We start from the raw sequence: 25,937 nt of genomic DNA, 5'->3' as shown, positions 1-25,937 counted from the left end.
GTGTGGCGGGCCCGAACGGGGTAGCAGGGGGAGCGGATTGCTCACCCTTGGGTGTGTTTCGGGAAACGGCGCGGCGGGCGACTCTTGAATTCGAAACCGACACCCACCCGAACGGAGCGACATCCCATGCGCCAGACCACCATGACCCGCACCATCATCGCCTCGGCCGCGGCGGTCGCCGCCATCGCCCTCGCCGGGGTCGGTGCCGTGTCGATCGCATCGCACACCGATCCGGGAACGGCCACGAGCGTGGACGCCCCGGTCGGGCCGGGGGGCGCGGTCGTACCGGGCTCGGGCACGAGCCGCGCCACGGGTGGCGGTGTGGGACAGGGGGCCGTCGTGGCACCGGTCGACGCGGCGACGGTTCCGGGTCTGGTCGGGCCCGTGGGTCCGAACCCGGTCGGACCGGTGGGTCAGAACCCGGGCGGCCCGGCTGGTCCGAAGCCCGGCGGACCCGTGGCCGATCCGGTGGTCCCGCCGCCCGCCGGTCCGGTGGATCCCGGTCCGGTGGTGGACCCGGTCGAGCCGGGACCCGTTGGCCCGGTTTCCGATCCCGTCGTTCGCGATCATCGGGGAGACGGGGTCGACCCGAACCCGCCCGGTGGCGTGATCGTCGGGCCTTCCGATGGATCCGGACCGATCGTCCGCGACCATCGCGACCAGTCCGGACCGATCGTCCGGGATCATCGCTAGCCGCGATGCGCATCAGGACCGCACCAGGTCCGTGATGTGGGTCAACAAAGGGGTCGGTCCCCGCGCGTCGCGCGGGGACCGACCCCTTTGTGCGCCATACTGGGCGGCCCGCTCACATCTCGAACAGGAGTTCCCCTTGCGTTTTCGTTCGGCCGTCCGTCCGCGTCTCTTCCTGATCGCCACCGCGGTGGCCGCACTGGCCCTAGCCGGCTGCGCTGCTCCTGCGGCGGAGGCGATGCCGACCGGGAGTGCGGGCGACTCCGGTAGCGCCCAGGCCGACGGGGTGGCCGCCACCCTCGCCACGCTGGAGACGATCCCGGTCAAGGGCCGCGCACCCAAGACGGGGTACTCGCGCGATCAGTTCGGACAGTCCTGGACCGACGATGTCACCGTCGCGGGCGGCAGGAACGGCTGCGACACCCGCAACGACATCCTCGCCCGTGACCTCGTCGACACGACGGTCAAGCCGGGGACAAGGAACTGCATCGTGCTCACCGGCACCCTGCACGATCCGTACACCGGCAAGTCGATCGCGTTCACCCGCGGTTCGGGCACTTCCAGCGCGGTCCAGATCGACCACGTGGTGGCGCTCAGCGACGCCTGGCAGAAGGGTGCGCAGCAACTCGACGAGTCGACCCGTCGGGACTTCGCCAACGATCCGCGGAACCTGCTCGCGGTCGACGGCCCGACGAACGCGCAGAAGTCGGACGCCGATGCGGCGACGTGGCTGCCGCCGGCGAAGCCGTACCGGTGCACCTACGTCTCGAAGCAGGTCGAGGTCAAGGCCGCCTATCGACTGTGGGTCACTCAGGCGGAGAAGGACGCGATCACGCGAGTGCTCGCGTCCTGCTAGAGGCCCGAGGTCGGTGGGTGACGACCGCGACCGCGACGCCCGCGGCGACTCCGACGAGGGTGGCGATCACCCGGGCTTCGAGGAGCGCCCACGGCTCGGTCGGGTCGGCCAGTTCGGTCATCAGCATGATCAACGGCGTGAAGAACCCGATGGCCAGGCCGTAGTTGCGCGTCATGAACAACTCGGTCGGAAACATCAGGGCGATCACGAGGATGGCGAGCACGGTCGCAGGCAGGTCCGGTAGGAGCAGCGCGGCGGCGACGCCGAGTCCGGCGACCGTGCCCAGCACGCGATGGATGCCGCGATAGACGCGGCTGCGCGCGTCGGTGGCGGCCAACGGAACGGCGGCGCCAGCCAAGGCCCAGTTGAGGTGACCGATCCCGAGGAGGAGCCCCGCCGCGCCTGCGAGCGAGAGGGCCAGTGCGTAGCGCGTGGCTTGGACCAACGCTTCCGAGGCCCTCAGTCCATCGTCCGGGTTCATCCGCCGAACGGACGTCTCGAGCTGAACGGCAGGGGCACGGATCGAGCCGGACTGGCCGACGGCGATACAGAGCAGTGCCGTCGCGGCGCAGATCGACAGGGCCGCAAGGGGTGCGACGTGGCCGGCCGGGACGGCGACGACGGCGCCGAGCGCGAAGATCCCGAAGAACGGGCCCGCGGGTCGGAGACCGAGCCGGTCCGTCACCAGTGATCCCATGGCGCCGAACCCGACCGCGGTGACCACGAGGACCGACGGGCGGGCGTGGAGGCCGGACAGCAGAAGGCCGATGCCGATGCCGGTCAGCAGCACCGCGCTCGCCTGCACCTGATGCCGGAGTCGCTCGCGGTGGCATTCGGACCGGCCGTACATGCCGGTGAACGATCCGAAGACGGCGTAGATGATCAGGTCGGGGCGGCCGACGAGTACCAGTACGAGCCCGGGAACGATCAGCCCGATCGCGACCCGGCCCGCGTGCAGGTGGTCGTTCTCGACGCGGCCGACGCTGAGCAGTCGACGTGCCGGTGCCGCGCGCAAGGAGGTACTCCGATCGTCGTCCGTGGGAATGGATCTCAGTCTCACGGGCGGTGCCGCGGATGTCCAAGACGCGTTTCCGAACGTTCGATAGGCGCGGCCGATCGGGCGGAGGGTGTCAGTCGGCCGCGGGCCAGGACGGTCCGCGCAGCGCGGCATCGATGCCTGCGGACTGCGCGGTCCGGATCAGGGCGCGGGTCAGTACCGAGCCGGGCTCGGCCGCGGCGGTGACGAGCGCCACCCGGGCGGAGACCGACGGGCCGGCCGGTTGCAGCACGCGCGTGCCCGCGGTCGGGGCCAGGCTGCGAAGCCAGGCCTGCGGGATGATGCTCGCCCAGCGGCCGGTGCCGACATGGGCGAGAAGCGTGACCACGGAGTCGGTTTCGAGCTGCGGAGTCGCGGCCAGATCGAGTGCGGCCAGCGCATCGTCGATGAGCCGGCGGCCGTGCATACCCTTGTTCAGCAGGCACATCGGTAGTTCCAGCGCATCCGGCCAATCGATGGTGTCCGATCTGCCGGTGAGCAGTTCACCGCCCACGACGAGTACGTGTCGCTCCTCGTACAGCGGGGTGACGAGAAGGTCGGCGGTGTCCTGACCGTCCGGGTAGATGATCCCGGCGTCCAGTTCGAATCGGCGGATTCGCTCGATGATCTCGGCCGACCGCAGGCTCGACTGGACCTGGACGCGGACGAGTGGGTGCTCCGCGCAGAACGGATCGGTGAGCAGCGCGACGGTTGTCGACGCCGCCGGGATCACACCGAGCCGGAGCTCGCCGGTGAGGCCGGTCTGCAGCGCCGCGACCTCCTGTTTGAGCAGATCGTGGTCGGCCAGGATGCGTCGGGCCCACGGCACCAGCCGTTCGCCCTCGGGGTGAGGCCCTCGAAGGCGCGCCCGCGTCGGACCAGCGGAACCTTCAGTTCGTGCTCGAGCTTGCGGATCGCTTCCGACAGCGCAGGCTGAGATACGAAGCAGGCGCTCGCGGCGCGAGCGAAGTGTCGCTCCCTGGCGAGCGCCACAAAGTACTCGAGTTGGCGGAACTGCATGGCCTATTCGACCACGTCCCTGCGCGCGGCCGGGCGCCGAACGCAGTGGTCAGAAGTGCCTACCGCGGCCCGGACCGCCAGCCGCCCATCCCGATCATGATGAGCCGCAGCTGGCGTTCTGCGCGCGCGATCACCTCGCGCTCGTCGCGCTGATCGACCTCGAGGACATTGACGACGGTGGACATCATCGTGTTGACGATCAGATCGGCGGCCATCTCGAGGTCCTCGACCTCCCACTCGGACAGGCCAGGAACGCGGGACAGGTCGATGGTGAGTTCGCTTGCGAACAAACGTAATTCGGAGGCGATGGCCCGCCGCACCTCGGCGACGCCGCCGTAGCGTTCGCGGCTGAGGAACCGGAACTGGCCCTCGTGCGCGTGCACCTGCCGCAGCAGGATCTCCAGCGACGCACCCGCGTTCTTGGCGCTGGGGTCGCGGCGGGCCTCGCGCAGCATCCGGCGCAGCATTCGCATGCTGTCCTCGACCAGGGCGACGCCCAGGTCGTCCATCGAGGCGAAGTGCCGGTAGAACGCGGTCGGGACGATCCCGGCCGACCGCGCGACCTCGCGCAGGCTCAGGTTCGCGAAACTGCGGTCCTCCAGTAGCTCGAGGGCTCCGTCGAGGAGCGCCGTCCTTGTGCGCTCCTTGCGTTCTGCCCTGCTCTCCGGTTCGGTCACGGAAATCAGTGTATGTGTGTTCACTTGTTCCGTGTACGACCGGGCTGTAATCGGCGTCACATATCCCTTGGGGTTGACATCTACCTGGTACTTCCTGACACACTTGTTTGTGTACGAGTGTTCACTGAAACTCTCAAACAAGGAGGCCGTGGTGACCTTGCAGACCCGAACCGGAATCCGTCGGCTCTCGCTGATGTCGCTTTTCGAGGCGATGGCGACCCCGCACCAGATCGACCGCTACCTCGAGCTCGTGAACCCGATGGCCACCGTGCGCGACCTGCGGGCCGAGGTCACCGAGGTGCGCCGCACGACCGCGGACACCGTCACCCTCACGCTGCGCCCCACGCGGCAGTGGCGGGGCTTCGAGGCCGGTCAGTTCGTCCAGATCGGGGTCGTGATCGACGGTGTCCGGCACACGCGGTGCTATTCGCCCGCCTGCTCGCAGCATCGTGCGGACGGCCGCATCGAGCTCACCGTCAAGGCGCACCCGCAGGGCCTGGTGTCGCAGTACCTGCACGCCAACGCCCATCCCGGGCTGGTGGTGAGCCTCTCGCAGGCCGACGGGGTGTTCCGGATGCCCGCTCGCAGGCCCGACAAGATCCTGCTCATCAGCGGTGGCAGCGGCATCACGCCGGTGCTGTCGATGCTGCGCACCCTCCTGGACGAGGGGCACGACGGCGAGATCACCTTCCTGCACTACGCCGACACCGAGCGGGACGTGGCCCACCGCGACGAGCTGGCCCAGCTGGTGGCGGGTCGCGACAACGTGCGGGTGGTGTTGGCCTACACCGGCCAGCCGGAGGGCGGCGACCTGCACGGCTTCTTCGGGCGCGAGCACCTCGAGACCGCGGCGCCCTGGCACGGCGAGGCCCAGACCTACCTGTGCGGCCCGCCCGGGCTGATGCGGGGGGTCCGCGAGCACTTCGTCCGGACAGGGCTGGTCGAACGGCTGCACACCGAGGAGTTCACCGCCCCGGTCGCCGCCGACGAGGACGCCACCGGACTGCTCACCTTCACCTCGTCCGGGGTGACGGCGCAGAACTCGGGGGCGAGCCTGCTCGAACAGGCGGAGGCCGCCGGTCTGACTCCCGAGTACGGGTGCCGGATGGGGATCTGCTTCTCCTGCACCGCGGTCAAGACCTCCGGCTGCACCAGGAACCTGCGGACCGGCGAGACCGACTCCGACCCCGACCAGCCGATCCAGCTGTGCATCTCGGCGGCCGTCGGCGACGTCTCCGTCGACATCTGATCACCTTCGACCAAGGAGAACTCCCATGCTCGGTTTGTCCATCCCGACGCTGCCGTTCCTCGGCGGCGCGAAGAACGAGGAGACCACCGCCCCGATCGTGCTCAGCTACGAGCAGGTCGAGGAGATCGGACGCGAACTCGACGAGCTGCGCGCCCGGATCGTCGCCGATCTCGGCGATCAGGACCGCGAGTACATCTACAAGATCATCAAGGCCCAGCGTGGATTCGAGGTCGCAGGCCGTGGCCTGATGTATCTCGGGTTCCTGCCGCCGTTCTGGCTCGCCGCCGTCGGTGCCCTCGGCATCTCGAAGATCCTCGACAACATGGAGATCGGCCACAACGTCATGCACGGCCAGTACGACTGGATGCGTGAACCGGGCCTGAACTCGCGGGTCTTCGAATGGGACACCGTGTGCCCCGCGGACCAGTGGCGGCACTCGCACAACTACATGCACCACACCTACACCAACATCGTCGGCCGCGACCGCGACATCGGTTACGGCATCCTGCGGATGGACGAGGCCCAGAAGTGGAATCCGTACTACCTGGGCAACCCGGTCTACGCGTTCGCGCTCATGGTCTTCTTCGAGTGGGGCGTGATGCTGCACGATCTCGAGACCGAGAACATCGTCAAGGGCAAGCGGAAGTGGCACGACGTCAAGCCGCTGCTGCAGGGCATGTGGCGCAAGGCCGGTCGCCAGGTCCTCAAGGACTACATCGTGTTCCCGGCCCTGACCGGCCCGCTGTTCGTGACCACCCTGCTCGGCAACGCGAGCGCCAATCTGGTCCGGAACCTGTGGACCTACTCGATCATCTTCTGCGGGCACTTCCCGACGGGAGTGCAGACCTTCAGTGAGGAGGAGACCGCGGAGGAGACGCAGGGGCAGTGGTACGTGCGCCAGATGCTCGGCAGCGCGAACATCGAGGGCAGCCCGCTGTTCCACATCATGTCCGGCAACCTCTCGCACCAGATCGAGCACCACCTGTTCCCCGACATCCCGGCGCACCGTTATCCCGAGATGGCGCCGCATGTGCGGGCTCTGTGCGAGAAGCACGGCCTGCCGTACAACACCGGCGGCTTCTTCAAGCAGATCGGATCGGTGTGGGGCAAGATCTTCAAGCTCGCTTTGCCGCCGTTCCTGACCGGCTCCGAGTCCGCTCCCGGTGTTATCGTCGAACGTCAGAAGGCCACAGCGTGAGAGGTGACGCGTCCATGGTGAGCAAGTTCGAGCGACGCAAGGACACCGTGCAGGAGCTGACGGAGTCCGGGGCCACGCACGTCGGCAAGATCGCGATGATCATCGCGGGCGCGGTCCGGGACGTGACCCGCGAGATCGGCGACTGGATTACCGACGGCATCGAGATGCGCGAGGCGTCGAAGCGGGCGCAGGCGGACGCCGCCGACGAGGAACCGGACGTCGTGGAGGGCGAGACGGACGGCGGCGAGGGCCCCGCCGACAAGTAGTCGCCGCCCGTCTGCGACACCCCGCGCCCGGCGCGTGATAATTGACCCAGCTGATGATGATCGGCGGGACGGTGTCACGTGCCCGCCTGGAGTAGTGGATGCGGAGAACGGCGATGAGTGAGGCAGTTCAGGTCGGCGACCTGGTGCATATTTCGGATACTGCCGGCACCTGGGCGGTGGAGGAGATCCGCTCCGGAATCGCCCTGCTGCGGGGGAGCGACGACAAGCGGATCTCCTCGCGGCTGCACAAGCTGACGGTGGTGCGCAAGGGCGCGACGAAGTAGGGCGCGCAGATTGGGAGCGGGTCCGCACCGACTACCGTCGGCGCGGACCACGTCATCGTCAGAGCTGGACGTGCGGATAATCCGGTGAGCGCTCTTGGAATGACAGGATGCTGGGATTCTGGACGATCCCGTCACGGATCTCGATGGACCGCCGGATGGTCGTGTCCGCATCCCAGGCTGCGGGCCCGCCGAGCACGGTCGCGAGATAGGGGAGCAGCGCTTCGCTGATCTCCCAGGTGGCGGAGTTCCACAGGTAGGACGGGCTGTGGTCAACGCCGTAGTAGACGACGTTGTTGCCGACCTCGAAGGTGGGCTCCTCGAACGACGTCGGCCGCGCCCAGCTGAATCCCATTCCCTCGTCGCAGGATACGTCGACGATCAGCGTGCCCGGTGCGAGTGAATCGAGATCCTCGTCGGCGAGGAAGGTCAGCGGCGCGTCGGTGTCCTGCAAGACGCAGTTGACGATGATGTCGTGCTCGGCGAGGAATCCGGCCACCGGGACGCGACCGCGCTCGGTGTGGGCGTGGCTGCGGCGCGGGTCGGCGTCGTCGTGGTCGAACTGCACCATCCGGGCGGAGTGGATGGGCGCGCCGACCGCGCTGATCCCGCGGACGGTGAGCACCTCGACGTCGTGGACGCCGTGCGCGCTCAGTGCCGTGACCGCGCCCCTGGCGGTCGCGCCGAAGCCGATCACGGCGGCCCGCAGCCGGCGACCGTAGTCGCCTGTCGACCCGGCGATCTGCATGGCGTGGAGCACCGAGCAGTAGCCGGCCAGCTCGTTGTTCTTGTGGAAGACGTGCAGGCTGAGCGAACCGTCGGCCGTCCAGTGGTTCATCGCCTCGAAGGCGATCAGGGTCAGCCGCCGGTCGATGGCGAGCTGGGTGACCGCCGCGTCCTGGACGCAGTGCGGCCACCCCCACAGCACCTGGCCCTCCCTCAGCTGCGCGAGATCCTCCGCGAGCGGCTTGGCGATCAGGACGACGTCACAGGTCGCGATGAGCTGCTCGCGCGACAGCAGGCCCGCGACGAGAGGGGCCAGCTGCTCATCGAGGATCCCGAAGTGCTCGCCGTACCCGCGCTCGAGGTAGATGTGCTCGCGGAGCCCCGCGTCGATTCGCTCGAGGTGCAGGGGTGGATCGGGAGCCGGTGCTCGTTTTCCTTGTGTGAGTTCGACGTGATTCCGAGACGGAGCATGTTCAAGTGCGCCCTTAACTGGTGATGCCTGCCTATTGCAGGCCGTGGGCCACGGGCGGCGTGACTTCGAACGATTGTGCGATGGCGTCCGGTCGGAGTCTAGGGCACGTCCCGCTTCGCCCGACGCAGATGGATGAGATCGCGGCGCCGGGATCGGCGCCGCGAATCGCTGCGCCCCGACCTCAGGGGTCGCCAGGAGCTTGTCGAATGCGGGCATCACCTTCGGATTGGAATCCTTGATCCCGTTCACGGCACCGACGCCAGCGCCGATCACGCCGCCCACGATGCACCCGGCGATGAAGTTGGGGAAGATCGACAGGCACCCGACGCCCGCGCCGACGCCGAGCCCGATCAGCGCGCCCTGCGCGCCGCCGTTCCCCCAGCCGACGGCGACCTCGGTGGCGAAGGCATCGAAGGCGGACTGCTTGGTGGGATTGTCGGGCCAGATCGCGTCCGAGACGGCTTCGGCGCCAGGGGGCGGGGCCACCGCGGGCTGGGCGTAGGCGGTTCCCGCTCCGGCGCCGAGGGCGACGACGATGAGCGCAGACGCGGCAAGAGATTTGGTCGGATTCATTGCAGGACTCCAATACTGGTTTGGATGGCCATGATCCAATTCAGTCGCCGTAGAGTCGGCAGGTCGTGTCGGCGGCTGGGGGCGACGGACTTCGCGCAGGAATGAGAGCTCGGATCGCGCCGTACGGTGCGGCCACTTCCATAGCGCACCTCCACGGAGTCGCCAAGAGTCAGGTAAAAACACTAGCGCGGTGATCGCCTGTCCACGACTGGAACAGAGGAGATCGCGACCCCCGTCCGCGGTCACCAGGCAACTGTGACGAGAAAAGGCCCCCGGCGGAGTGGGCCGAGAGCCTTTCCTTCAGGGGCGCTCGATCACGATCCGAGGCTGCCGCCTCCACCGAGGCTGCCCAGGGGCCGGCGCCTCCGCCTCCGCCGCCCTGCATGCCGCCCATCATGTCCATCACTTTGCTCATGAGATCGATCAGCTTCTCGAGCATTTCGAGGTCCATCTTCTTGCCACCTTCATGGGTATTTCACGGGTGAGCGGTGTGATCGCAACTGAACGCGAGGCGCACCAGTCGAGCAATTCCCGCCCACCGCTCGTGAGGACGGCAACGCCTATCTGACTTCCGGCGACCGCACAGGGCGATCCGGAATCCTTGGGCGCGATCAGGGAACGCGCGGTCGCAGGGGCGGTGGCGAGCGGCAGGTGGCCACCGCGAAATGCCCGCGGTCTGGTCCACCACCCGCTCCGGAACGCCGTGCGGCACAACTGTCCGTCATGGGGACTCACCTCAACCCTGTATATCGCCGGGTCTTGGTTCAATGTTGCAGGAATTCGCCACCGATTTTGGCCGTTTGCGTCGGCGGCGGGATGCCACGCTCCGTGGTCACCCGTTTTGGGGGATGCCACCCGCGCCGAGGGTGTCGAGGCTGGAAGCCGGACGACGACCCATTGCCGGACACAACCCTCTGGAGGAACCCATGGCCATGGATACATTCGCTCTGCTCGCGGCGGTCTACGACTCGGAGGACGCCGCGATCGCCGACTACGACGCCATCCACGACCTCTACGTCGAGCTCCATCTGGTCGACACCTACGACGCGGCCGTCATCACCCGGACGGACAAGGGCAAGGTCAAGATCGTCAAGAAGCATGAGCAGCCGACCCGGCAGGGTGCCTGGGGCGGACTCGGCATCGGCTTGGTCGGGGGCGCGCTGGTGGCGCTGTTCCCCGCCGTCGGGCTCGGGGCCGGGCTGTTGCTGGGCGGCGCCGGCGGCGCCGGTCTCGGGGCGCTCGGCGGGCACGTCGCCGCCGGGATGAGCCGCTCCGACCTCAAGGAGGTGGGTGAGCTGCTCGACGAGGGTGACAGCGGGCTGATCGTCATCGCGGCGACGGATGTCGAGGCGCGGGTCGAGAAGGCGCTCAAACGCGCAGCCAAGGTGACGAAGAAGCAGCTCGAGGCGGACGCCGAGCAGGTCAGCAAGGAGATCGACGAGGCGACCAAGAGCTGAGAACGTCACGGTCCGGGCGGTCGGGCAGATCACCCTCATCGGGGGAGGCGCCCGCCGCCGCGGCCGCGCAGGCTGCAACCCAGGCCACACCCGCGGACGACAGCCATTCAAGGGATCACGCCATGACAGAACTGGACACGCTCTCCGGCCTGCGACCCGCCGGTGCGGTCGGCCGCCCGACCCGGGCGGCCAGCTTCGAACACGGGGAGAAGGTTCGGCGCCGGATCCCGTTCGGCGTCATCGCCGAACACGGTCCGACCGCCGACCGTGACGCGGTCGGCCTGCTCGAGTCCCAGGCCTCCACCCGGGTCCAGGAACTCCTCCCCATCCGGTACGGGCGGATGGCCGACTCGCCGTTCGCGTTCTACCGAGGCGCCGCGCTGGTGATGGCCCACGACCTCGCACACGCCCCGACAACGGGTCTGTACACCCAGCTCTGCGGGGACGCCCACCTGAGCAACTTCGGACTGTTCGCGACACCGGAACGCGAACTCGCCTTCGACCTCAACGACTTCGACGAAACCTATCCCGGACCATTCGAATGGGATCTCAAGAGGCTCGTCGCGAGCCTCGCCGTCGCCGGTCGCGACAACGGGTTCACCGGCAAGCAGCGTAAACGTATCGCCCGCGCGTGCGCGGCCGAGTACCGCGAAACGATGACCTACCAGGCCAATCGCGGCGAGCTGGCGGTCTGCTACGCCCACATCGACGCGACCGCGCAACTGGACGAGCTCCGCGATGTCCTGGACTCCTCGACGCGTAAGCGTGTCCAGAAGACGATCCGTAAATCCTGGGGCCGCGACAGCATGCAGGCGCTGTCCAAACTGACCACGATGCACAACGGGCAACCGCGGATCGTGAGCGCGCCGCCGCTGATCGCCCCCCTCGAGGAGATCCTCAGCGACACCGAAGCCGCGCAGATCAACCGTGAGCTGGTCCAGCGGCTACGTGAATATCGCGACACCCTCGAACCCGCGCGACGTGTCCTGTTCGATCGCTTCGAATATGTCCAGACCGCACGGAAGGTCGTAGGCGTGGGCAGTGTCGGCACTCGCGCCTGGATCATCCTTCTCGTCGGTCCCGGCGGCGACCCGCTGTTCCTGCAGGCCAAGGAGGCAGGGCCGTCGGTCCTTTCCGGATACTTGGAGGGTCCGTCCTATCCGAACCAGGGCGAACGCGTCGTGGCCGGGCAGCGGGTGATCCAGGCCGCCAGCGACATCCTCCTGGGTTGGCAGCAGGGGCCCGACGTAAACGGGACGGTCCGGGATTATTACGTCCGTCAACTGCGCGACGGCAAGGGCTCGGCGGTCATCGAGACCATGTCCGCCGACCTGATGGCCCTCTACGGCCGGCTCTGCGCCCGCGTTGTCGCGTTCGCGCATGCACGCGCAGGTGACCGGTTCGCCATCGCCGGGTACCTCGGTTCGGACGACGACTTCGACAAGGCGCTGACGGAATTCGCCGAGACCTACGCGGACCAGAACGCCCGCGACCACGCGGCGCTGCTGGAGGCGATCGCCGACGGCCGGATCACCGCGCACCGGGAGTCGTGATGTATGCCAGCCGATTTGGGGTGTCCGCGTGCTGCTGCGCATTCGCGATCGACCATTAAATCCACTCCACCTTCGGGGTCGTGTCGTTTTCGCAGGAATGGTCGGCGGCTGAGGTGTTGGCTGCGTTGGTCGAGGAGTGACGGTGCCCACTGCTGTCATCCCAGTGCCGATCAGAATTGGACCCGTCTGGGTTTGGACACTAGCCAGGTGAAGTAGTGATGACCTAGATTCCAAAAGCGGTGGCCTGGCCATCGCTAACATAGGTAGCCGTGTCGCTGGGGGCTGCACAGACGATTCGACCAGCGGGCTGATGAAATGGCGGCATGCAACCGCTTCTTCACGGTATCGGTATTCGAGGCTTCCGTAGCTTCCACGGATACCTGCAATTGTTGGGAACCCTCAGGAAGATCAACCTGATCGGGGGCAGAACAACAGAGGCAAGTCCAACGTCCTTCGTTTCGCCCAGCAATTGCAGTCGCTCACGCAGTCGGCGCGGGAGGGTCTGAACGTGCCGCGTGTGTCGATTGAATCTAGCTACGAGGTTGCGATTGCGATACCAGTGGATGGAGCTCTGTTGCCCGCTCACACAGCAAGTTGAAGCACGGTTGGCTGCGTCCCTCGGTGGCGAAGTCGTCTCGATCCCGCCGGCCCTTCTGTTTGACCAGGTCGGTCCGGCGTTCGTCGAGGATCCGGAGGACAGAGCTGTCCTTCCGGGGTGACTGGCTGAAAGTCGCCGTCACTGAATGCGACACATGCGGCCGCTACCGCGTCAATGCAGTCACTATTGCGTCGGCGGGGGTGGGAGGGTTCCCACACTCGGGCTGTCGCGTCGACGGTACATTGACCGCGGCCCCTCTCCGGCTGATGAGCCATTGGGTGAGGCGGTGGCCGAGACCAGAGGCGTACTCTACGGACCGAGTACGGTCCGGCCTCGGTTTCGACGAGGTCATCAATTGGGCGTAGTCGTAGAACAACGCGTTGATCCGGATTGAGCCAAGGTCGGTGTTCGCGGTGGTGTCGACCGCGGTCGTGGTGTGGGTGGACTTGTGCATGTCGATGCCGACCACGATCACCGATGCAACCTTCGCGTCATCTGGTTAGGGGTATCCCCTGCCGGCGTTCCGAATTCCGGCCACCGGCTCCGGTGACGTTCCTGTGTTGAGCCAGGCCGCTGACGGAGACCGTGGCGAAGCCAGACCCCTCTTTGAGTCAACCCGCTGGCCGGTTGAGTGAGGAAGCCCACGAGCCAGTCACTACGGTCTCTTGCGGTACGTTAGGGACCCGCCCGTTCGACCACGGGGCGCCTCGCCATACAAGCCCGGAAGCCCCACGCTGGTACGGGAACGTGGACTCGGACTTGCTGAGGTCCGGAGTTCAGGTTCAGGCTGGGTTTGCGCGCTCCCGCGCTCCCGCCCCGCATGCCCGCTGGAGTCGGTGCACCTCGACCGTATCGCCAAGGGGCTCCGCATTACTCTTCAGCGTTCGTAGCTCACCAGTGGGTGGACAAGGCCCCGCCATACAGCTCGGCCTGGCGGCGAAGATGAGCGAACTCATGCTCGGCGTCGCCGGAGCCTATCCGGAAGGCTCGTCGCTCCTGTGCGAAATGAGTCCCTTCGGTGTGCCTGCTCCCGCGCGTGAGGACCCGGTAACTGGAAGCACCAATGCCGTTCTCGCGCAATAGGTTATCGGCAGCGGATCCGCATCGCGTATCTACCGGGTTGGCCATGGTTGCCGCCTGGGCGGAAAGGCGTGCTCACTGTGTGTGCGGACGTCGCCCAGATGTGGGTCTGCGGAAACAGCTTCACCTGCACCCGAGGCGCCATCAACCTGTGACACTGGTGGCGGACGGTACGCGATTGGTGGAACACCCTATATATCGCACATCGTATCGCCGATGCTTGGCACAGCAGTCCTAGGACTCTGGGTTGAGCGACTGACTTGTGGTCCAAGTGCAGCCACGGCCCCGGGGGTAGCTCGGAGGTCGTAGACGTGGTTGCGGCTGATCACTTCACCGTAGTTTTTTGGAACCGATGTGGGGCCGATCGGCTTCGGCGAGAGCGTGAGAGTCGAACTGGTGGAATATGAAAGTAGTTCTGAAATGTTTAACACAAACATTTGCTCCGTAGGATTGACGGGGCATGTGACCAATGATATCTTGAGGCAACTTAGAGCAACTACTTCAGTAATCAATTCCGCGTACTGGGTGGGGGAGTTTGCTGTTTCTAGTTGGGGGGTTTTGTGCAAGTTGATGTAGTTGGTTTGTCTTGCCGGTTTCCGGGTGCTAACACACCCGATGAATTCTGGAGAATGCTCCTGGCAAAAGGGGGCGGTTCGTCTTTGCCTAACGGGGCGGTTTCACGTTTGGGTCGAGATGATTTTCGGTTGAATTGCATCGAAGATGCAGACTGGTTCGACAACGGGTTCTTCGATATCTCGCTTCGTGAAGCGTCAACAATGGATCCCCGGCAGCGGCTAGTGCTCGAAATGGCGTGGGAGGCGTTTGAGGACGCGGGAGTTCCCGTGGGCGCCATTGAAGGCAGCCGCATTGGAGTCTATATTGGCTCGACGGGCGACCATGTCACTGGAGTTACTCAAAATGGGGGAATTGATTCATCTGTAGCAGGATTGAGCAATTCGTTTATCGCAAACAGGCTGTCGCATTTTTCGGGTTTGACGGGCCGAGCATTGTTGTTGACACCGGGCAATCATCGTCGCTCGCTGCGATGCATCTTGCCTATAGAGGAATTCTGTCAGGGGAAATAGATATCGCGGTTGTGGGGGGGTCAACTTTGTTAGCAAGGATGATCGAATTCACGATCTGAGCAAGCTGGGAGTGGTGTCTCCTGGAAGTGAGTGCTTCCCATTCGACGAGCGTGCCGACGGTTTTGTGCCTGGAGAAGGCGGGGGTGTTGTTCTCCTGATGGCATCTTCGTTAAGGAAGAATTTGGGTGGGAAGATTTATGCCGAGCTATGCAGTACAGCCGCCGGTGGCAACGGTGCCAATTTCGGGATAGTCGCTCCAGATTCTTGTGCGCAGGCCAAATTGATTCGACGGGCAATTGAGGGTGCTGAAGTCTCGGTTGATAGTATTGGATTTATTGAAGCGCACGGCACTGGGACGAAATTGGGCGATGTTGCGGAGGCTATTGCGCTTGGCGACGCCATAGGTGCAGTGAGAACGAATGGGCCGCTGGCTGTTGGTTCGGTCAAGGCGAATATTGGACATTTGGATGCTGCTGCCGGAATAGCTGGTGCAATTAAGGCAGCGCTTAGTTTGTGGCATCAGAAATTTCCTGGAAGTAGAAACTTTAGAAGGTCTGGTGATCGGATTGACCTTCTTGGCCTGAATCTCACGGTCCCAACTGAGACGATTGAACTGTCCGGGCATCCAGGCGGATCTCGTGTTTATGGTGGAGTGTCGTCATTTGGCTTGGGGGGCGCGAACTATCACGTTGTTTTTGGTTCGGCCCAAAGGATTGAGTCGGATGCGAATACGCAGGTAGTTTCGTTTGGTTTTGGGCCGATGCCGTGGGTTATCTCGGCGCGGTCGGTGGCGGCGTTGTCCGGGCAGGCGCGCCGGTTGCACGAGTTTCTGATAGCCGAGCCCGGGGCCGATGCGGTGTCGGTGGGGCGGGAGTTGCTGAGGCGTTCCCGGTTCGAGCATCGCGCGGTGATCGTCGGTAGCGACCGGCAGTCGCTGCTTGACGGGTTGAATGTGTTGGCCTCCGGTGGTGAGGCTGCGCAGGTGATCCGCGGGGTGGCGGCTGGGGGTGCGGTGGGCGGGAAGACCGTGCTGGTGTTCCCGGGTCAGGGATCCCAGTGGGTGGGGATGGGCCAGGGTTTGTGTGAGGCGTTCCCGGTGTTCGCGGCCGCGTTCGAGGAGGCCGTCGGACTGCTTGACGACCGGTTGGGACTGGCAGGGCCGCTGTCGGTGGGTGCGGTGCTGTGGAGCGACGACACGACCGCCGATGCCGATGGGTTGGTGGACAACACACTGTATGCGCAGGCGGGACTGTTCGCGGTAGGTGTGGGTGTGTGGCATCTGCTGCAGTCGTGGGGTGTGAGCGTGGACGCGGTGGCCGGTCATTCGATCGGTGAGGTCGCCGCGGCGTATGCGGCCGGGGTGCTGGATTTGGGTGATGCGGTGACCTTGGTCGCGGCGCGGGCGCGGCTAATGGCGGGCTTGCCCGAGGGTGGGGCGATGGCCGCGGTCGGTGCCGAGGTGTCGGTGGTGCAGGCCTTGCTGGCCGGTGTCGAAGGGGCGGACATCGCGGCGGTCAACAGTGACTCCTCGGTGGTGGTTTCCGGTGAAGCCGCGGCGGTGGAACAGGTCAGCGCCGCTGCCGAGCAGGCTGGGTGGAGAGTGACGCGGTTGCGGGTGTCGCATGCGTTCCATTCCCGGTTGATGGACCCGATGCTCGGGGATTTCTTATCGGTGCTGGAGGGATTGTCGTGGCGGTCACCGCAGATCGCGCTGGTGTCCAACCTCGACGGCAGCATTACCGCGGCCGAGGCCCCGGTGGGCGGGGTGCACACCTCGCCGCGGTACTGGGTCGAGCATGTGCGTGGCACGGTGCGGTTCGCCGACGGGATCGCCGCGCTCGCGGGCGCAGGTGGATCACGGTTCGTGGTCGCTGGCCCCGATGGCGGGTTGAGCGCGTTGATCCAGCAGACCCTCGGGGGTCAGGACGCCACGGTGGTGCCGGTGTTGCGGCGTGGCCGAGACCAGGTCCTCACCGCGGTGTCCGCGGCCGTGGTCCTGGATACCAATGGTGCTGGAATCGATTGGGCTGCAATGCTACCCGCAGCCGTTCAGGGCATAGCGCCGCGGGTGGGGTTGCCCACCTACGCCTTCGACCGTCAGCGAATGTCAAACAGCAGCCTCTATCGAAGCTCTAGCATTGTAGACGCACAATCAGCAGAAGACAAGACTGCTGAAGTTGCAGACGGAGTTGCAACTAAAGGAGTGCCTCTCTCCGAGTTATTGGCAGGTCTGCCATCAGACCAACATCTAAACGCCGCTTTGAATGTCGTCCGACAGCAAGCCGCACATGTGCTGGCTTATGGAGATGTCCGCGCGATTGATTCTAGGCTTAGCTTCAAGAGTCTCGGCTTCGATTCGCTGACGGCATTGGAATTTCGGAAGTCCCTTGAATCAGTGACGGGTTTATTGTTCCCGGCGACGTTGATTTTCGATTATCCGACGCCCGAGGCTGTGGCTGAGCTTATTTGCCACCAGGTCCCCTCGTTGCCGAGTCGCTAGTGCCGGCGTCTCCGGCAGTGCTTGCGACGGAGGTGTCCGAGCCGATCGCGATCGTGGGTATGGGATGCCGGTTCCCGGGCAGAGTCGCCTCGGCGGACGAGTTGTGGTCGCTGGTCGCCGAGGAGGTAGACGCGATCGGCGGGTTCCCGATCGATCGTGGCTGGGACATCGATGCGGTATTTGATCCGGAACCGGGGTGGTAGGTAAGTCGTATGTGCGTGAGGGCGGGTTCCTCTATGAGGCTGGGTTGTTTGATGCCGGGTTCTTTGAGGTCAGCCCGCGCGAGGCGGTCACGATGGATCCCCGGCAGCGGGTGCTGCTGGAAACGGTGTGGGAGGCCCTCGAGCATGCTGGTATCGATCCGCTAAGCCTGCGGGGCAGCGATACCGGTGTGTTCGCTGGCGTGTTTGATGCCGCGCTTAGTCAATACGGGGCAAGTTCAACCGGCATGGAGCTGGCGTCGGATCATGGTGAGGGTTACCGGTTGACCGGCGGCGCGGCGAGTGTGGTGTCGGGTCGCGTGGCGTATGTGCTGGGTTTGCAGGGGCCAGCAGTGTCGACGGATACCGCGTGCTCATCGTCGCTGGTGGCGTTGCATCAAGCAGTACAGGCACTGCGTGGTGGTGATTGCTCGATGGCGCTGGTTGCAGGCGTAACCGTGATGGCGGACCCAGAGATCTTTGTCGAGTTCTCCCGGCAGCGAGGGTTAGCGCCGGATGCCCGGTGTAAGTCGTTCGCAGAGGCCGCCGACGGCACCGGCTGGGCTGAGGGTGCGGGCGTACTCGTGGTCGAGCGGCTCTCGCGGGCGCGGGCGTTGGGGCACGAGGTGCTGGCGGTAGTGCGGGGTACCGCGGTGAACCAGGACGGCGCCTCCAACGGATTGACTGCCCCGAACGGGCTCTCACAGCAGCGGGTGATCCGGCGGGCTCTGGCCAATGCGGGCCTGTCGGCGAGCGAGGTAGACGTGGTCGAGGCCCACGGCACCGGGACCCGGCTCGGGGATCCGATCGAGGCGCAGGCGTTGCTGGCGACCTACGGCCGGAACCGGGCAGCGCAGAATCCACTGTGGCTGGGATCGATCAAATCCAATATTGGGCACACCCAGGCCGCGGCCGGGCTGGCGGGTGTGATCAAGATGGTGCAGGCCATGAGGCACCAGCGGCTGCCGAGAACCCTGCACGTCGATGCCCCGTCCTCGCACGTGGACTGGGAAGCCGGTGCGGTCGAGTTGCTCACCGAGGCCCGGGACTGGGTGAGCCAGGATGGACGTCCGCGTCGGGCGGGTGTTTCCTCCTTCGGTATCAGCGGCACCAACGCTCATGTCATCCTGGAGCAGGCACCGGCGAGCATTGTCGTCACCAGCGGCGGCGAAATCGCTTTTCGGGCAGACGATTCGGCGGCTTCGGCCGCCAACGATGCCTCGTCAGGTGCGTCGGGTGGGCCGATGCCGTGGGTTATCTCGGCGCGGTCGGTGGCGGCGTTGTCCGGGCAGGCGCGCCGGTTGCACGAGTTTCTGATAGCCGAGCCCGGGGCCGATGCGGTGTCGGTGGGGCGGGAGTTGCTGAGGCGTTCCCGGTTCGAGCATCGCGCGGTGATCGTCGGTAGCGACCGGCAGTCGCTGCTTGACGGGTTGAATGTGTTGGCCTCCGGTGGTGAGGCTGCGCAGGTGATCCGCGGGGTGGCGGCTGGGGGTGCGGTGGGCGGGAAGACCGTGCTGGTGTTCCCGGGTCAGGGATCCCAGTGGGTGGGGATGGGCCAGGGTTTGTGTGAGGCGTTCCCGGTGTTCGCGGCCGCGTTCGAGGAGGCCGTCGGACTGCTTGACGACCGGTTGGGACTGGCAGGGCCGCTGTCGGTGGGTGCGGTGCTGTGGAGCGACGACACGACCGCCGATGCCGATGGGTTGGTGGACAACACACTGTATGCGCAGGCGGGACTGTTCGCGGTAGGTGTGGGTGTGTGGCATCTGCTGCAGTCGTGGGGTGTGAGCGTGGACGCGGTGGCCGGTCATTCGATCGGTGAGGTCGCCGCGGCGTATGCGGCCGGGGTGCTGGATTTGGGTGATGCGGTGACCTTGGTCGCGGCGCGGGCGCGGCTAATGGCGGGCTTGCCCGAGGGTGGGGCGATGGCCGCGGTCGGTGCCGAGGTGTCGGTGGTGCAGGCCTTGCTGGCCGGTGTCGAAGGGGCGGACATCGCGGCGGTCAACAGTGACTCCTCGGTGGTGGTTTCCGGTGAAGCCGCGGCGGTGGAACAGGTCAGCGCCGCTGCCGAGCAGGCTGGGTGGAGAGTGACGCGGTTGCGGGTGTCGCATGCGTTCCATTCCCGGTTGATGGACCCGATGCTCGGGGATTTCTTATCGGTGCTGGAGGGATTGTCGTGGCGGTCACCGCAGATCGCGCTGGTGTCCAACCTCGACGGCAGCATTACCGCGGCCGAGGCCCCGGTGGGCGGGGTGCACACCTCGCCGCGGTACTGGGTCGAGCATGTGCGTGGCACGGTGCGGTTCGCCGACGGGATCGCCGCGCTCGCGGGCGCAGGTGGATCACGGTTCGTGGTCGCTGGCCCCGATGGCGGGTTGAGCGCGTTGATCCAGCAGACCCTCGGGGTCAGGACGCCACGGTGGTGCCGGTGTTGCGGCGTGGCCGAGACCAGGTCCTCACCGCGGTGTCCGCGGCCGTGGTCCTGGATACCAATGGTGCTGGAATCGATTGGGCTGCAATGCTACCCGCAGCCGTTCAGGGCATAGCGCCGCGGGTGGGGTTGCCCACCTACGCCTTCGACCACACCCGATACTGGATGAACACCGGCGGCTTCGCAGTAGACCCGGAATCGCTGGGACAGGCTGTTGCCGGGCATCCGTTGCTGGGTGCGGTGGTGTCGTTGCCCGATACCGGGGGTGTGGTCGTCACCGGCCGGTTGTCGCTGCAAACTCAGCCGTGGCTAGTTGACTGCAGGGTCAACGGGGTAGCACTGTTCCCGGCGACGGGGCTGGTCGAGGTAGTTATCCGCGCGGGAGATGAAACCGGGACTCCGTACTTGCGGGAGCTGACCGTGCTGACCCCTCTGCTGCTACCCGAAGACGGCGCCCGCTACGTGCAGGTCGTGGTCGGTGCCGCCGACCACGACAGCGGCGACCGCGCCGTCACTGTCTACTCTCGGCGCGACACTGGCGCCGGGGAATGGCTCCTACACGCGCGAGGCGCACTCACTGCCGCAGACATGATCTGTGAAGACGCGGAATCAAAGTGGGAGCAATGGCCGCCGGTTGGTGCATTACAGGTCGACGTCGTCGGCCTGTACGAGAATTTCGCTGAGGTTGGCCATGAGTACGGACCGGTATTCCAAGGCCTGCAGAAGATCTGGCGCCGCGGCGACGAGATGTTCGTGCAAGCGGGGCTGCCCGCGGACACCGTTAATGGTTTCGGCCTGCATCCAGCACTACTCGACGCAGTACTGCAGGTGTTGATCTTGGATCCGGCCACAGGTGCGGTGCCGCGGTTGCCGTTCGCGTGGGAACGGGTCCGCTTGGCCGCGGTGGGTGCCCAATCGGTCCGGGCACGGATCACCAAGACGGCATCCGGTGTGGCGGTCGAAGTGGTCGACGAATCCGGGCGGTCGGTGCTGTCGATCGGTCAGCTGAGCCTGCGTGAGATTGCGGCAGGGCAGCTCGACACCAGCACGCGGGCAGGAGATCCGCTCCTGCGTGTGGACTGGAAGCCCGTCGCGGCCAATGCGGGCGTCAACACGGTGTCCTATCAAGCGTGGTCAGATGTGGCCGGGATCGAATCTGGCGAGACGGCTCCGGTAGCGCCGTTAGTGGTGTTGGATCTGCGTGATACGACAGCTGCTGCCCGTTCCGTGACCACCGCCGACGCAGCGGTGGCGGGTGTACATGCGCGGGTGTCGTCGGTGCTGGCAGTGGTCCAGCAGTTCACCGCGGCGGAACGGTTCGCATCCTCGACGCTGCTGGTTCTGACCTCGGGTGCAGTGGCGGTGGCCTCGGGTGCCGTGTCGGATCTGGCCGCGGCCGCGGTGTGGGGTTTGATGCGGTCGGCGCAGTCGGAGGTACCGGGCAGGTTCGTGCTTGCCGATATCGATACCGCGGGCGGGCTGGCAGGCGAGGGGACCGCGGCACTGCTCACAGCAGTACTGGCGGTCGGGGAGCCGCAGATGGCGGTGCGGGCCGGCGCACTGTTCGTCCCCCGACTCCAGCGCATCTCGGCGCTGGCTGTATCTCCCGAGGAGGTGCCGGTGGCCGAGCGGGTGGCTGGTGGCACGGTGGTGATCACCGGTGGGACCGGGGGCTGGGTGCGTTGCTGGCCCGGCATCTGGTGTCCGGTTACGGGGTGCGATCGCTGGTGCTGGCCAGTCGGCGTGGCCCGGACGCGGCTGGTGCCGGCGAGCTAGTCGGTGAGCTGAAGGAGTTGGGTGCCCGGGCGGTAAAGGTCGTGGCGTGCGATGTGTCGACACGGGCGGGGGTCGCGGCGTTACTGGACGAGGTGCCGCAGGACCACCCGGTGTCGGGTGTGGTGCATGCAGCGGGTGTGCTCGACGACGGGGTGATCTCGGCGTTGACCCCGGCGCGGGTGGACGTGGTGCTGGCCGCCAAGACCGACTCGGCGTGGTGGCTGCACGAGGCACTGCGCGAACGCGGCGCCGAGGTGGGGTTGTTCGTGTTGTTCTCCTCGCTGGCCGGCGTGATCGGCTCGCCGGGACAGGGCAACTACGCAGCGGCCAACAGTTTCCTCGATGCCCTGGCGGAATACCGACAGGCTGAAGGACTGGCAGCGACCTCAATCGCCTGGGGCCGTGGGCCTCGGGGCGGGGATGGCCGACCGGCTCGGCGAGACCGACACCGCGCGCTGGGGTCGTAGTGGTATTCGGGTCCTTACGCCCGCGGAAGGCCGGGCCTTATTCGATCAGGCCATTAGCCTCGAGCATCCCGCAGTTGCCGCGGCCCGTATCGAGATGGCTGTGCAGACGACGTCAGCCTGGCCGGAGGCACTGTCCCCCGTACTACGAGATCTGGTTCCACGCATGCGCAGGTCGGCCACGACGACCGATTTGGCTCCAGGTAGTGGTTTGCACGCCGAGCTAGCAGGCTTGACTCACCCGGAAAGGATCCGGGTGATCCTAGGCCTAGTGCAACGAGAGATTGCGGCCGTTCTTGGTTACGCTGACCAAAGCGCAATCGGTGAGTCTCGAAACTTCAAGGAATTGGGTTTCGACTCGCTTTCTGCCCTTGAATTGCGGAACCAGCTAGGTAGTGCCACGGGCCTTGCTATTCCGGCAACACTAATATTCGACCATCCCACCCCGCGTGCAGCTGCCGAATACATTGAGTCTGGGATACCGTTCAACAACGATAGTCTTTCGGATCTCGAGCGAGAAGTCCTTAGCAGGCTTCGCCAAATTCCTGAAGTTAGAGTGCGTCGGAATGAACTTATGTCCATTCTCGGTGGCATGGCGGTTGGTTCGACATCGGATGATTTCATCAACGACTCGACATCTGAAGGAAGGTCGATCGATGATCTGGATGTTGATAGTCTAATTAGTCTTGCGATGGAAACCGGCAGAGATGCGAGAGAGTCCGGAACGTGACTCCAAGGCAAGACTGCTTTCGTTATTGACAATGGCAGGCCGTCGTATACGAAGATGATGGCCGTGGTGAGGCTGTAGAGAGCTTCAGGATCGAAGGAGATTGTTGTGTCTACTAATCCATTTGATGACGAAACTGGCCGTTTCTACGTCCTGGTCAACGAAGAGGAGCAGTATTCGTTGTGGCCGGCATTCTCGGCTGTTCCATCGGGGTGGAACGCAGTGTTCGGTGAAGACTCGAGATCGTCTTGCCTGGAATACATCGAGAATAACTGGACTGATATGCGACCGAAGGGCTTGCGAGAAGCTATGAGGGGCAAAGATCCCGCCTGAACTCTGCTGGTCGATATTCCCGCCCATGGGCGAGCTGACGATGTCACCTGTCCTTCTGGGTAAATTCGACTATCGAAATTTGGGCGTATGCTTCAGGTATTTGTCATATGAATTCATGACGCTTTACATTTCATGCCGGTTCGGGTAAAGAAGCAGCTTCAGAGCTTTTTGCCTGCTACTGGCGAATCTCATCAGGGGAGAGTGCTGGGCTATGGGTCAGTTTTCCGGGAAAAGTATCCACCTGCCGTTGACTGCGGCGCAATATGAGATCTGGATTGCGCAAGAGCTGAGCCCGCAATCAGCTGACTATCGCGCTGGTGAATACCTAGAAATCTTCGGACCCGTCGACTCTGACCTCATGGAGAGTGCAACCCGGCAGGTAGTACTTGAAGCCGAGTCCATTCGGGCTCGCTTTGTCGAAGCTGACGGCAATGTGTATCAGTATATTGAAGAACTTTCCGAATGGACTTTCCATGTATTCGATCTCGCCGATAGTTCCGATCCTGACGCTGAAGCCCTGAAATGGATATCATCGGAGATCAATAGTCCTATGCGACTGGAGTGTGGACCGCTTTTGCCTTTGCGTTGTTCAAACTGCAGGCCGATAGGTATATGTGGTATCACAGCTATCATCACATCGTAATAGATGGGACGGGACTATCTCTTATTGCCAGGCGCGTTGCCGAGATTTATAATGCACGCGTTGCCGGTGTGGAGCCGTCGGATCCGGAGTTCGGGTCGTTGCGTGAGTTGGTAAGTGAGGACGAGTCGTACCGGGATTCTGATAACTACTCCACGGATAGGGATTACTGGGCCAAACGTCTCGTCGATATTCCGGAAGCGGTGCGATTTGCCGGAAAATTGGAAGTGTCGAGCGATTCGGTTATTCGGCGAACAAACTACCTCGTGGCAACTGAGACGAAAACCCTGCGTGATCTCGCTGAGAGATGTGGAGCCCACTACCCGGCGCTGTTGGTTGCGGCAGCGATCATCCTCCTTCATCGTACAACTGGTGAGCTGGATATCGTAATCGGGCTGCCCGTAGCCGCACGATTCTCTGCGAAATTGAGAAAGATTCCGGGTATGGTGTCGAATGTTGTGCCGCTGCGGATACCGGTGCATCCGGGAATGTCGGTGGCAGAGCTCGTCAATATCGTGGCCCGCGAAATCGGAGAAGCGGTATGGCATCAGCGATATCGTGGGGAGAATATTGCCCGTGATCTTCGTTTGAAGGGCGGCCTAGATCATCTGTTCGGGCTAAATCTTAACTTCGCGGGGTTCGATTATGATTTCGATTTCGCCGGCAATGGGATTTCTGTACATAACGTGTCGATCGGTCGCGTAGATGACGCCTCGTTCGTCATACACAACGGCTCCGACTTGAGCGGCACGCGTATCGACCTTCTTGCGAATGGGAATGTGCATGATGCGCAGAGCGTGACCGACCATCATGAGCGTTTCATGCGGTTGGTCCGGGCATTCGCCTCGACTGTCGATCCTGATATGCGGGTGGGTGCGATCGATCTGCTCGGTGAGGACGAACGTCACCGTGTGCTGGTGGAGTGGAATGCCCCGGATCCGGATGCTGTCGCGGAGGATATGACGGTGCCCGAGCTGTTCGCGCGGCAGGTTGAGCGGGTTCCGGATGCGGTTGCGGTCGTGTGTGGGGATCGGTCGTTGACGTACGCGGAGCTCGATCGTGAGTCCAATCGTTTGGCGCGGGTGCTGATTTCGCGTGGGGTGGGGCCGGAGACCGTGGTGGCGGTGGCGTTGCCGCGGTCGGCGGATCTGATCGTGGCGCTGCTGGGCGTGCTTAAGGCCGGTGGGGCTTATCTGCCGATCGATCCGGGCTATCCGGCTGATCGCGTCGCATTCATGCTTGCTGACGCCGCGCCGATTTTGGGGGTTTCCCTCGACGAGGACTGTGGTGTGCTTGAGCATCCCGGACTACCGGTCCTGACGATCGGCACTCCACAGACCATCCGCCTGCTGACGGGCTATGACGACGCCCCGGTTGTCGACGCCGATCGCATACGGCCACTGCATCCGCTCAACACCGCCTACGTGATTTACACCTCGGGATCTACCGGTGTGCCCAAGGGCGTCATCGCTACCCATGTCGGTGCCGGGAACCTGGCTGGGAATCAGATCCGCTGTCTTGGTGTCGGCGTCGGTAGTCGGGTGCTGCAGTTTGCATCCGTAGGCTTCGATGCAGCGTTCTGGGAACTGACAATGGCTTTGGGTTCAGGAGCGGCGTTGATCCTGCAGGAGCAGAGAGTTCTGACTGGCGAGGGTCTTGCCGCGTTGGTAGCCGAGTTCGGGATAACGCACGCAACCTTGACTCCCACAGTGCTCGGCACGGTGCCTCGCGGGGAGCTGTTGTCCGTCACCCATCTTGTCGTAGCTGCCGAAGCATGTTCTGTGGAGCTGGTCGCCGCGTGGGCGACGGACAGGACGATGGTCAATGCGTATGGGCCGACCGAGTTAACGGTGTGCGCGACGATGAGTGGGCCGTTGTCCGAGGCCTCGGTCGGTGCGGGCGTTCCGATTGGTGGCCCGTTGTCGGGCGTACGGGTGTATGTGCTAGGGGCTGCGTTGGACCCGGTGCCGGTGGGGGTTGCGGGTGAGTTGTACGTGTCGGGTGCGGGGGTGGCTCGGGGTATCTGGGGCGTGCGGGGTTGACGGGGACGCG

Annotated in this window: 18 protein-coding genes and 5 pseudogenes; 18 read left to right on the top strand and 5 right to left on the bottom strand. The window is 64.8% G+C overall.

All coding sequences use genetic code 11. The annotated features are described in order from the left end of the window. Positions 1–126 precede the first annotated feature (126 nt). Both BTZ20_RS27345 and BTZ20_RS16925 read left to right on the top strand, forming a co-directional pair. Entirely contained in the window at positions 127–693 is a 567-nt protein-coding gene (locus BTZ20_RS27345; protein ID WP_077042170.1) for a hypothetical protein, read from the top strand. A 136-nt stretch (positions 694–829) separates the two neighbouring features. Further along, positions 830–1,546 (top strand): HNH endonuclease family protein, encoded by a 717-nt coding sequence (locus tag BTZ20_RS16925; protein WP_077042169.1) that lies wholly within the window; start codon positions 830–832, stop codon positions 1,544–1,546. On the opposite strand, the gene BTZ20_RS16920 is transcribed toward BTZ20_RS16925, so the two are convergent. From BTZ20_RS16920 to BTZ20_RS16910, 3 genes and pseudogenes are all read right to left on the bottom strand, one after another. After that, entirely contained in the window at positions 1,521–2,561 is a 1,041-nt protein-coding gene (locus tag BTZ20_RS16920) for an FUSC family protein (RefSeq protein ID WP_077042168.1), read from the bottom strand. The two genes, BTZ20_RS16925 and BTZ20_RS16920, sit on opposite strands and share 26 nt — an antisense overlap. 115 nt (positions 2,562–2,676) lie before the next feature. Beyond that, positions 2,677–3,602: pseudogene (locus BTZ20_RS16915) on the bottom strand (LysR family transcriptional regulator). A 59-nt stretch (positions 3,603–3,661) separates the two neighbouring features. After that, complete coding sequence (locus tag BTZ20_RS16910; RefSeq protein ID WP_083742719.1) at positions 3,662–4,279, bottom strand: TetR family transcriptional regulator; 618 nt, start codon at positions 4,277–4,279, stop codon at positions 3,662–3,664. Between the two features lie 193 nt (positions 4,280–4,472). Between BTZ20_RS16910 and BTZ20_RS16905 the strand changes: the two genes are divergently transcribed. From BTZ20_RS16905 to BTZ20_RS27340, 4 genes are all read left to right on the top strand, one after another. Beyond that, positions 4,473–5,528, top strand: a complete 1,056-nt coding sequence (locus tag BTZ20_RS16905) for a ferredoxin reductase (RefSeq protein ID WP_223263815.1) — start codon at positions 4,473–4,475, stop codon at positions 5,526–5,528. A 25-nt stretch (positions 5,529–5,553) separates the two neighbouring features. Continuing rightward, complete coding sequence (locus BTZ20_RS16900; RefSeq protein ID WP_077042166.1) at positions 5,554–6,726, top strand: fatty acid desaturase family protein; 1,173 nt, start codon at positions 5,554–5,556, stop codon at positions 6,724–6,726. Positions 6,727–6,740: 14 nt separating this feature from the next. Then, entirely contained in the window at positions 6,741–6,992 is a 252-nt protein-coding gene (locus BTZ20_RS16895) for a hypothetical protein (protein WP_077043777.1), read from the top strand. A 113-nt stretch (positions 6,993–7,105) separates the two neighbouring features. After that, positions 7,106–7,276, top strand: coding sequence for a hypothetical protein (locus BTZ20_RS27340; protein WP_169310514.1), 171 nt, complete (start codon positions 7,106–7,108; stop codon positions 7,274–7,276). A gap of 58 nt (positions 7,277–7,334) precedes the next feature. Here BTZ20_RS27340 and BTZ20_RS16885 read toward each other — a convergent pair. Then, positions 7,335–8,470 (bottom strand): annotated as a pseudogene (locus BTZ20_RS16885) (N(5)-(carboxyethyl)ornithine synthase). A gap of 296 nt (positions 8,471–8,766) precedes the next feature. Between BTZ20_RS16885 and BTZ20_RS16880 the strand changes: the two are divergent. Next, positions 8,767–8,973 (top strand): hypothetical protein, encoded by a 207-nt coding sequence (locus BTZ20_RS16880; RefSeq protein ID WP_145982325.1) that lies wholly within the window; start codon positions 8,767–8,769, stop codon positions 8,971–8,973. A 240-nt stretch (positions 8,974–9,213) separates the two neighbouring features. Here the strand turns inward: BTZ20_RS16880 and BTZ20_RS16875 are convergent, their stop codons facing one another. Then, on the bottom strand, positions 9,214–9,495 hold the full coding sequence (locus BTZ20_RS16875) for a hypothetical protein (protein ID WP_077042163.1): 282 nt from the start codon (positions 9,493–9,495) through the stop codon (positions 9,214–9,216). Between the two features lie 475 nt (positions 9,496–9,970). On the opposite strand from BTZ20_RS16875, the gene BTZ20_RS16870 reads away from it, so the two are divergent. The 11 genes and pseudogenes from BTZ20_RS16870 to BTZ20_RS29890 all read left to right on the top strand — a co-directional run bounded on the left by BTZ20_RS16870 (position 9,971) and on the right by BTZ20_RS29890 (position 25,927). Beyond that, positions 9,971–10,501 (top strand): DUF1269 domain-containing protein, encoded by a 531-nt coding sequence (locus BTZ20_RS16870; RefSeq protein ID WP_077042162.1) that lies wholly within the window; start codon positions 9,971–9,973, stop codon positions 10,499–10,501. 122 nt (positions 10,502–10,623) lie between these two features. Then, the gene (locus BTZ20_RS16865; protein ID WP_077042161.1) at positions 10,624–12,054 is read left to right on the top strand and encodes a DUF2252 domain-containing protein; all 1,431 of its coding nucleotides are present in this window, start codon (positions 10,624–10,626) and stop codon (positions 12,052–12,054) included. Between the two features lie 2,238 nt (positions 12,055–14,292). After that, positions 14,293–15,304: pseudogene (locus BTZ20_RS29900) on the top strand (polyketide synthase); the annotation flags it as partial. Between the two features lie 180 nt (positions 15,305–15,484). Then, positions 15,485–17,317 carry an acyltransferase domain-containing protein gene (locus BTZ20_RS16845; RefSeq protein WP_411269156.1) on the top strand — a complete coding sequence of 611 codons (1,833 nt, stop codon included), beginning with the start codon at positions 15,485–15,487 and terminating at the stop codon, positions 17,315–17,317. Beyond that, positions 17,317–19,898, top strand: a pseudogene (locus tag BTZ20_RS16835) (type I polyketide synthase); the annotation flags it as partial. The gene BTZ20_RS16845 and the pseudogene BTZ20_RS16835, both read left to right, overlap by 1 nt. Before the next feature lie 170 nt (positions 19,899–20,068). Next, positions 20,069–21,721 carry a polyketide synthase dehydratase domain-containing protein gene (locus BTZ20_RS16830; RefSeq protein WP_077042156.1) on the top strand — a complete coding sequence of 551 codons (1,653 nt, stop codon included), beginning with the start codon at positions 20,069–20,071 and terminating at the stop codon, positions 21,719–21,721. Further along, positions 21,646–22,188: an SDR family NAD(P)-dependent oxidoreductase gene (locus BTZ20_RS27330; RefSeq protein ID WP_189636489.1), complete on the top strand. Its 543-nt coding sequence runs from the start codon at positions 21,646–21,648 to the stop codon at positions 22,186–22,188. Before BTZ20_RS16830 ends, BTZ20_RS27330 begins: the two co-directional genes overlap by 76 nt. A gap of 268 nt (positions 22,189–22,456) precedes the next feature. Further along, positions 22,457–22,915, top strand: a complete 459-nt coding sequence (locus BTZ20_RS27325) for an acyl carrier protein (protein WP_189636488.1) — start codon at positions 22,457–22,459, stop codon at positions 22,913–22,915. A 105-nt stretch (positions 22,916–23,020) separates the two neighbouring features. After that, positions 23,021–23,245: an MbtH family protein gene (locus tag BTZ20_RS16815; protein ID WP_077042154.1), complete on the top strand. Its 225-nt coding sequence runs from the start codon at positions 23,021–23,023 to the stop codon at positions 23,243–23,245. Between the two features lie 211 nt (positions 23,246–23,456). Beyond that, a pseudogene (locus BTZ20_RS29895) lies at positions 23,457–24,733 on the top strand (condensation domain-containing protein); the annotation flags it as partial. Further along, positions 24,707–25,927: an AMP-binding protein gene (locus BTZ20_RS29890; RefSeq protein WP_411269155.1), complete on the top strand. Its 1,221-nt coding sequence runs from the start codon at positions 24,707–24,709 to the stop codon at positions 25,925–25,927. The pseudogene BTZ20_RS29895 and the gene BTZ20_RS29890, both read left to right, overlap by 27 nt. The last annotated feature ends 10 nt before the right edge of the window (positions 25,928–25,937 follow it).

This window comes from Rhodococcus sp. MTM3W5.2, assembly GCF_001984015.1.
GTDB classification, from domain to species: domain Bacteria; phylum Actinomycetota; class Actinomycetes; order Mycobacteriales; family Mycobacteriaceae; genus Rhodococcus_G; species Rhodococcus_G oryzae.
Note: the sequence above shows the minus strand (reverse complement) of the source record. Positions and strands in the feature narration are given on the sequence as shown.

Coding starts and splice junctions, on each gene's coding strand:
- BTZ20_RS16865 (WP_077042161.1), top strand. CDS start 10,624: ATGACAGAACTGGACACGCTCTCCGGCCTGCGACCCGCCGGTGCGGTC.
- BTZ20_RS16905 (WP_223263815.1), top strand. CDS start 4,473: ATGTCGCTTTTCGAGGCGATGGCGACCCCGCACCAGATCGACCGCTAC.
- BTZ20_RS16875 (WP_077042163.1), bottom strand. CDS start 9,495: ATGGACCTCGAAATGCTCGAGAAGCTGATCGATCTCATGAGCAAAGTG.
- BTZ20_RS27345 (WP_077042170.1), top strand. CDS start 127: ATGCGCCAGACCACCATGACCCGCACCATCATCGCCTCGGCCGCGGCG.
- BTZ20_RS16900 (WP_077042166.1), top strand. CDS start 5,554: ATGCTCGGTTTGTCCATCCCGACGCTGCCGTTCCTCGGCGGCGCGAAG.
- BTZ20_RS16870 (WP_077042162.1), top strand. CDS start 9,971: ATGGCCATGGATACATTCGCTCTGCTCGCGGCGGTCTACGACTCGGAG.
- BTZ20_RS29890 (WP_411269155.1), top strand. CDS start 24,707: ATGCGGTTGGTCCGGGCATTCGCCTCGACTGTCGATCCTGATATGCGG.
- BTZ20_RS27340 (WP_169310514.1), top strand. CDS start 7,106: ATGAGTGAGGCAGTTCAGGTCGGCGACCTGGTGCATATTTCGGATACT.
- BTZ20_RS16895 (WP_077043777.1), top strand. CDS start 6,741: ATGGTGAGCAAGTTCGAGCGACGCAAGGACACCGTGCAGGAGCTGACG.
- BTZ20_RS16880 (WP_145982325.1), top strand. CDS start 8,767: ATGAAGTTGGGGAAGATCGACAGGCACCCGACGCCCGCGCCGACGCCG.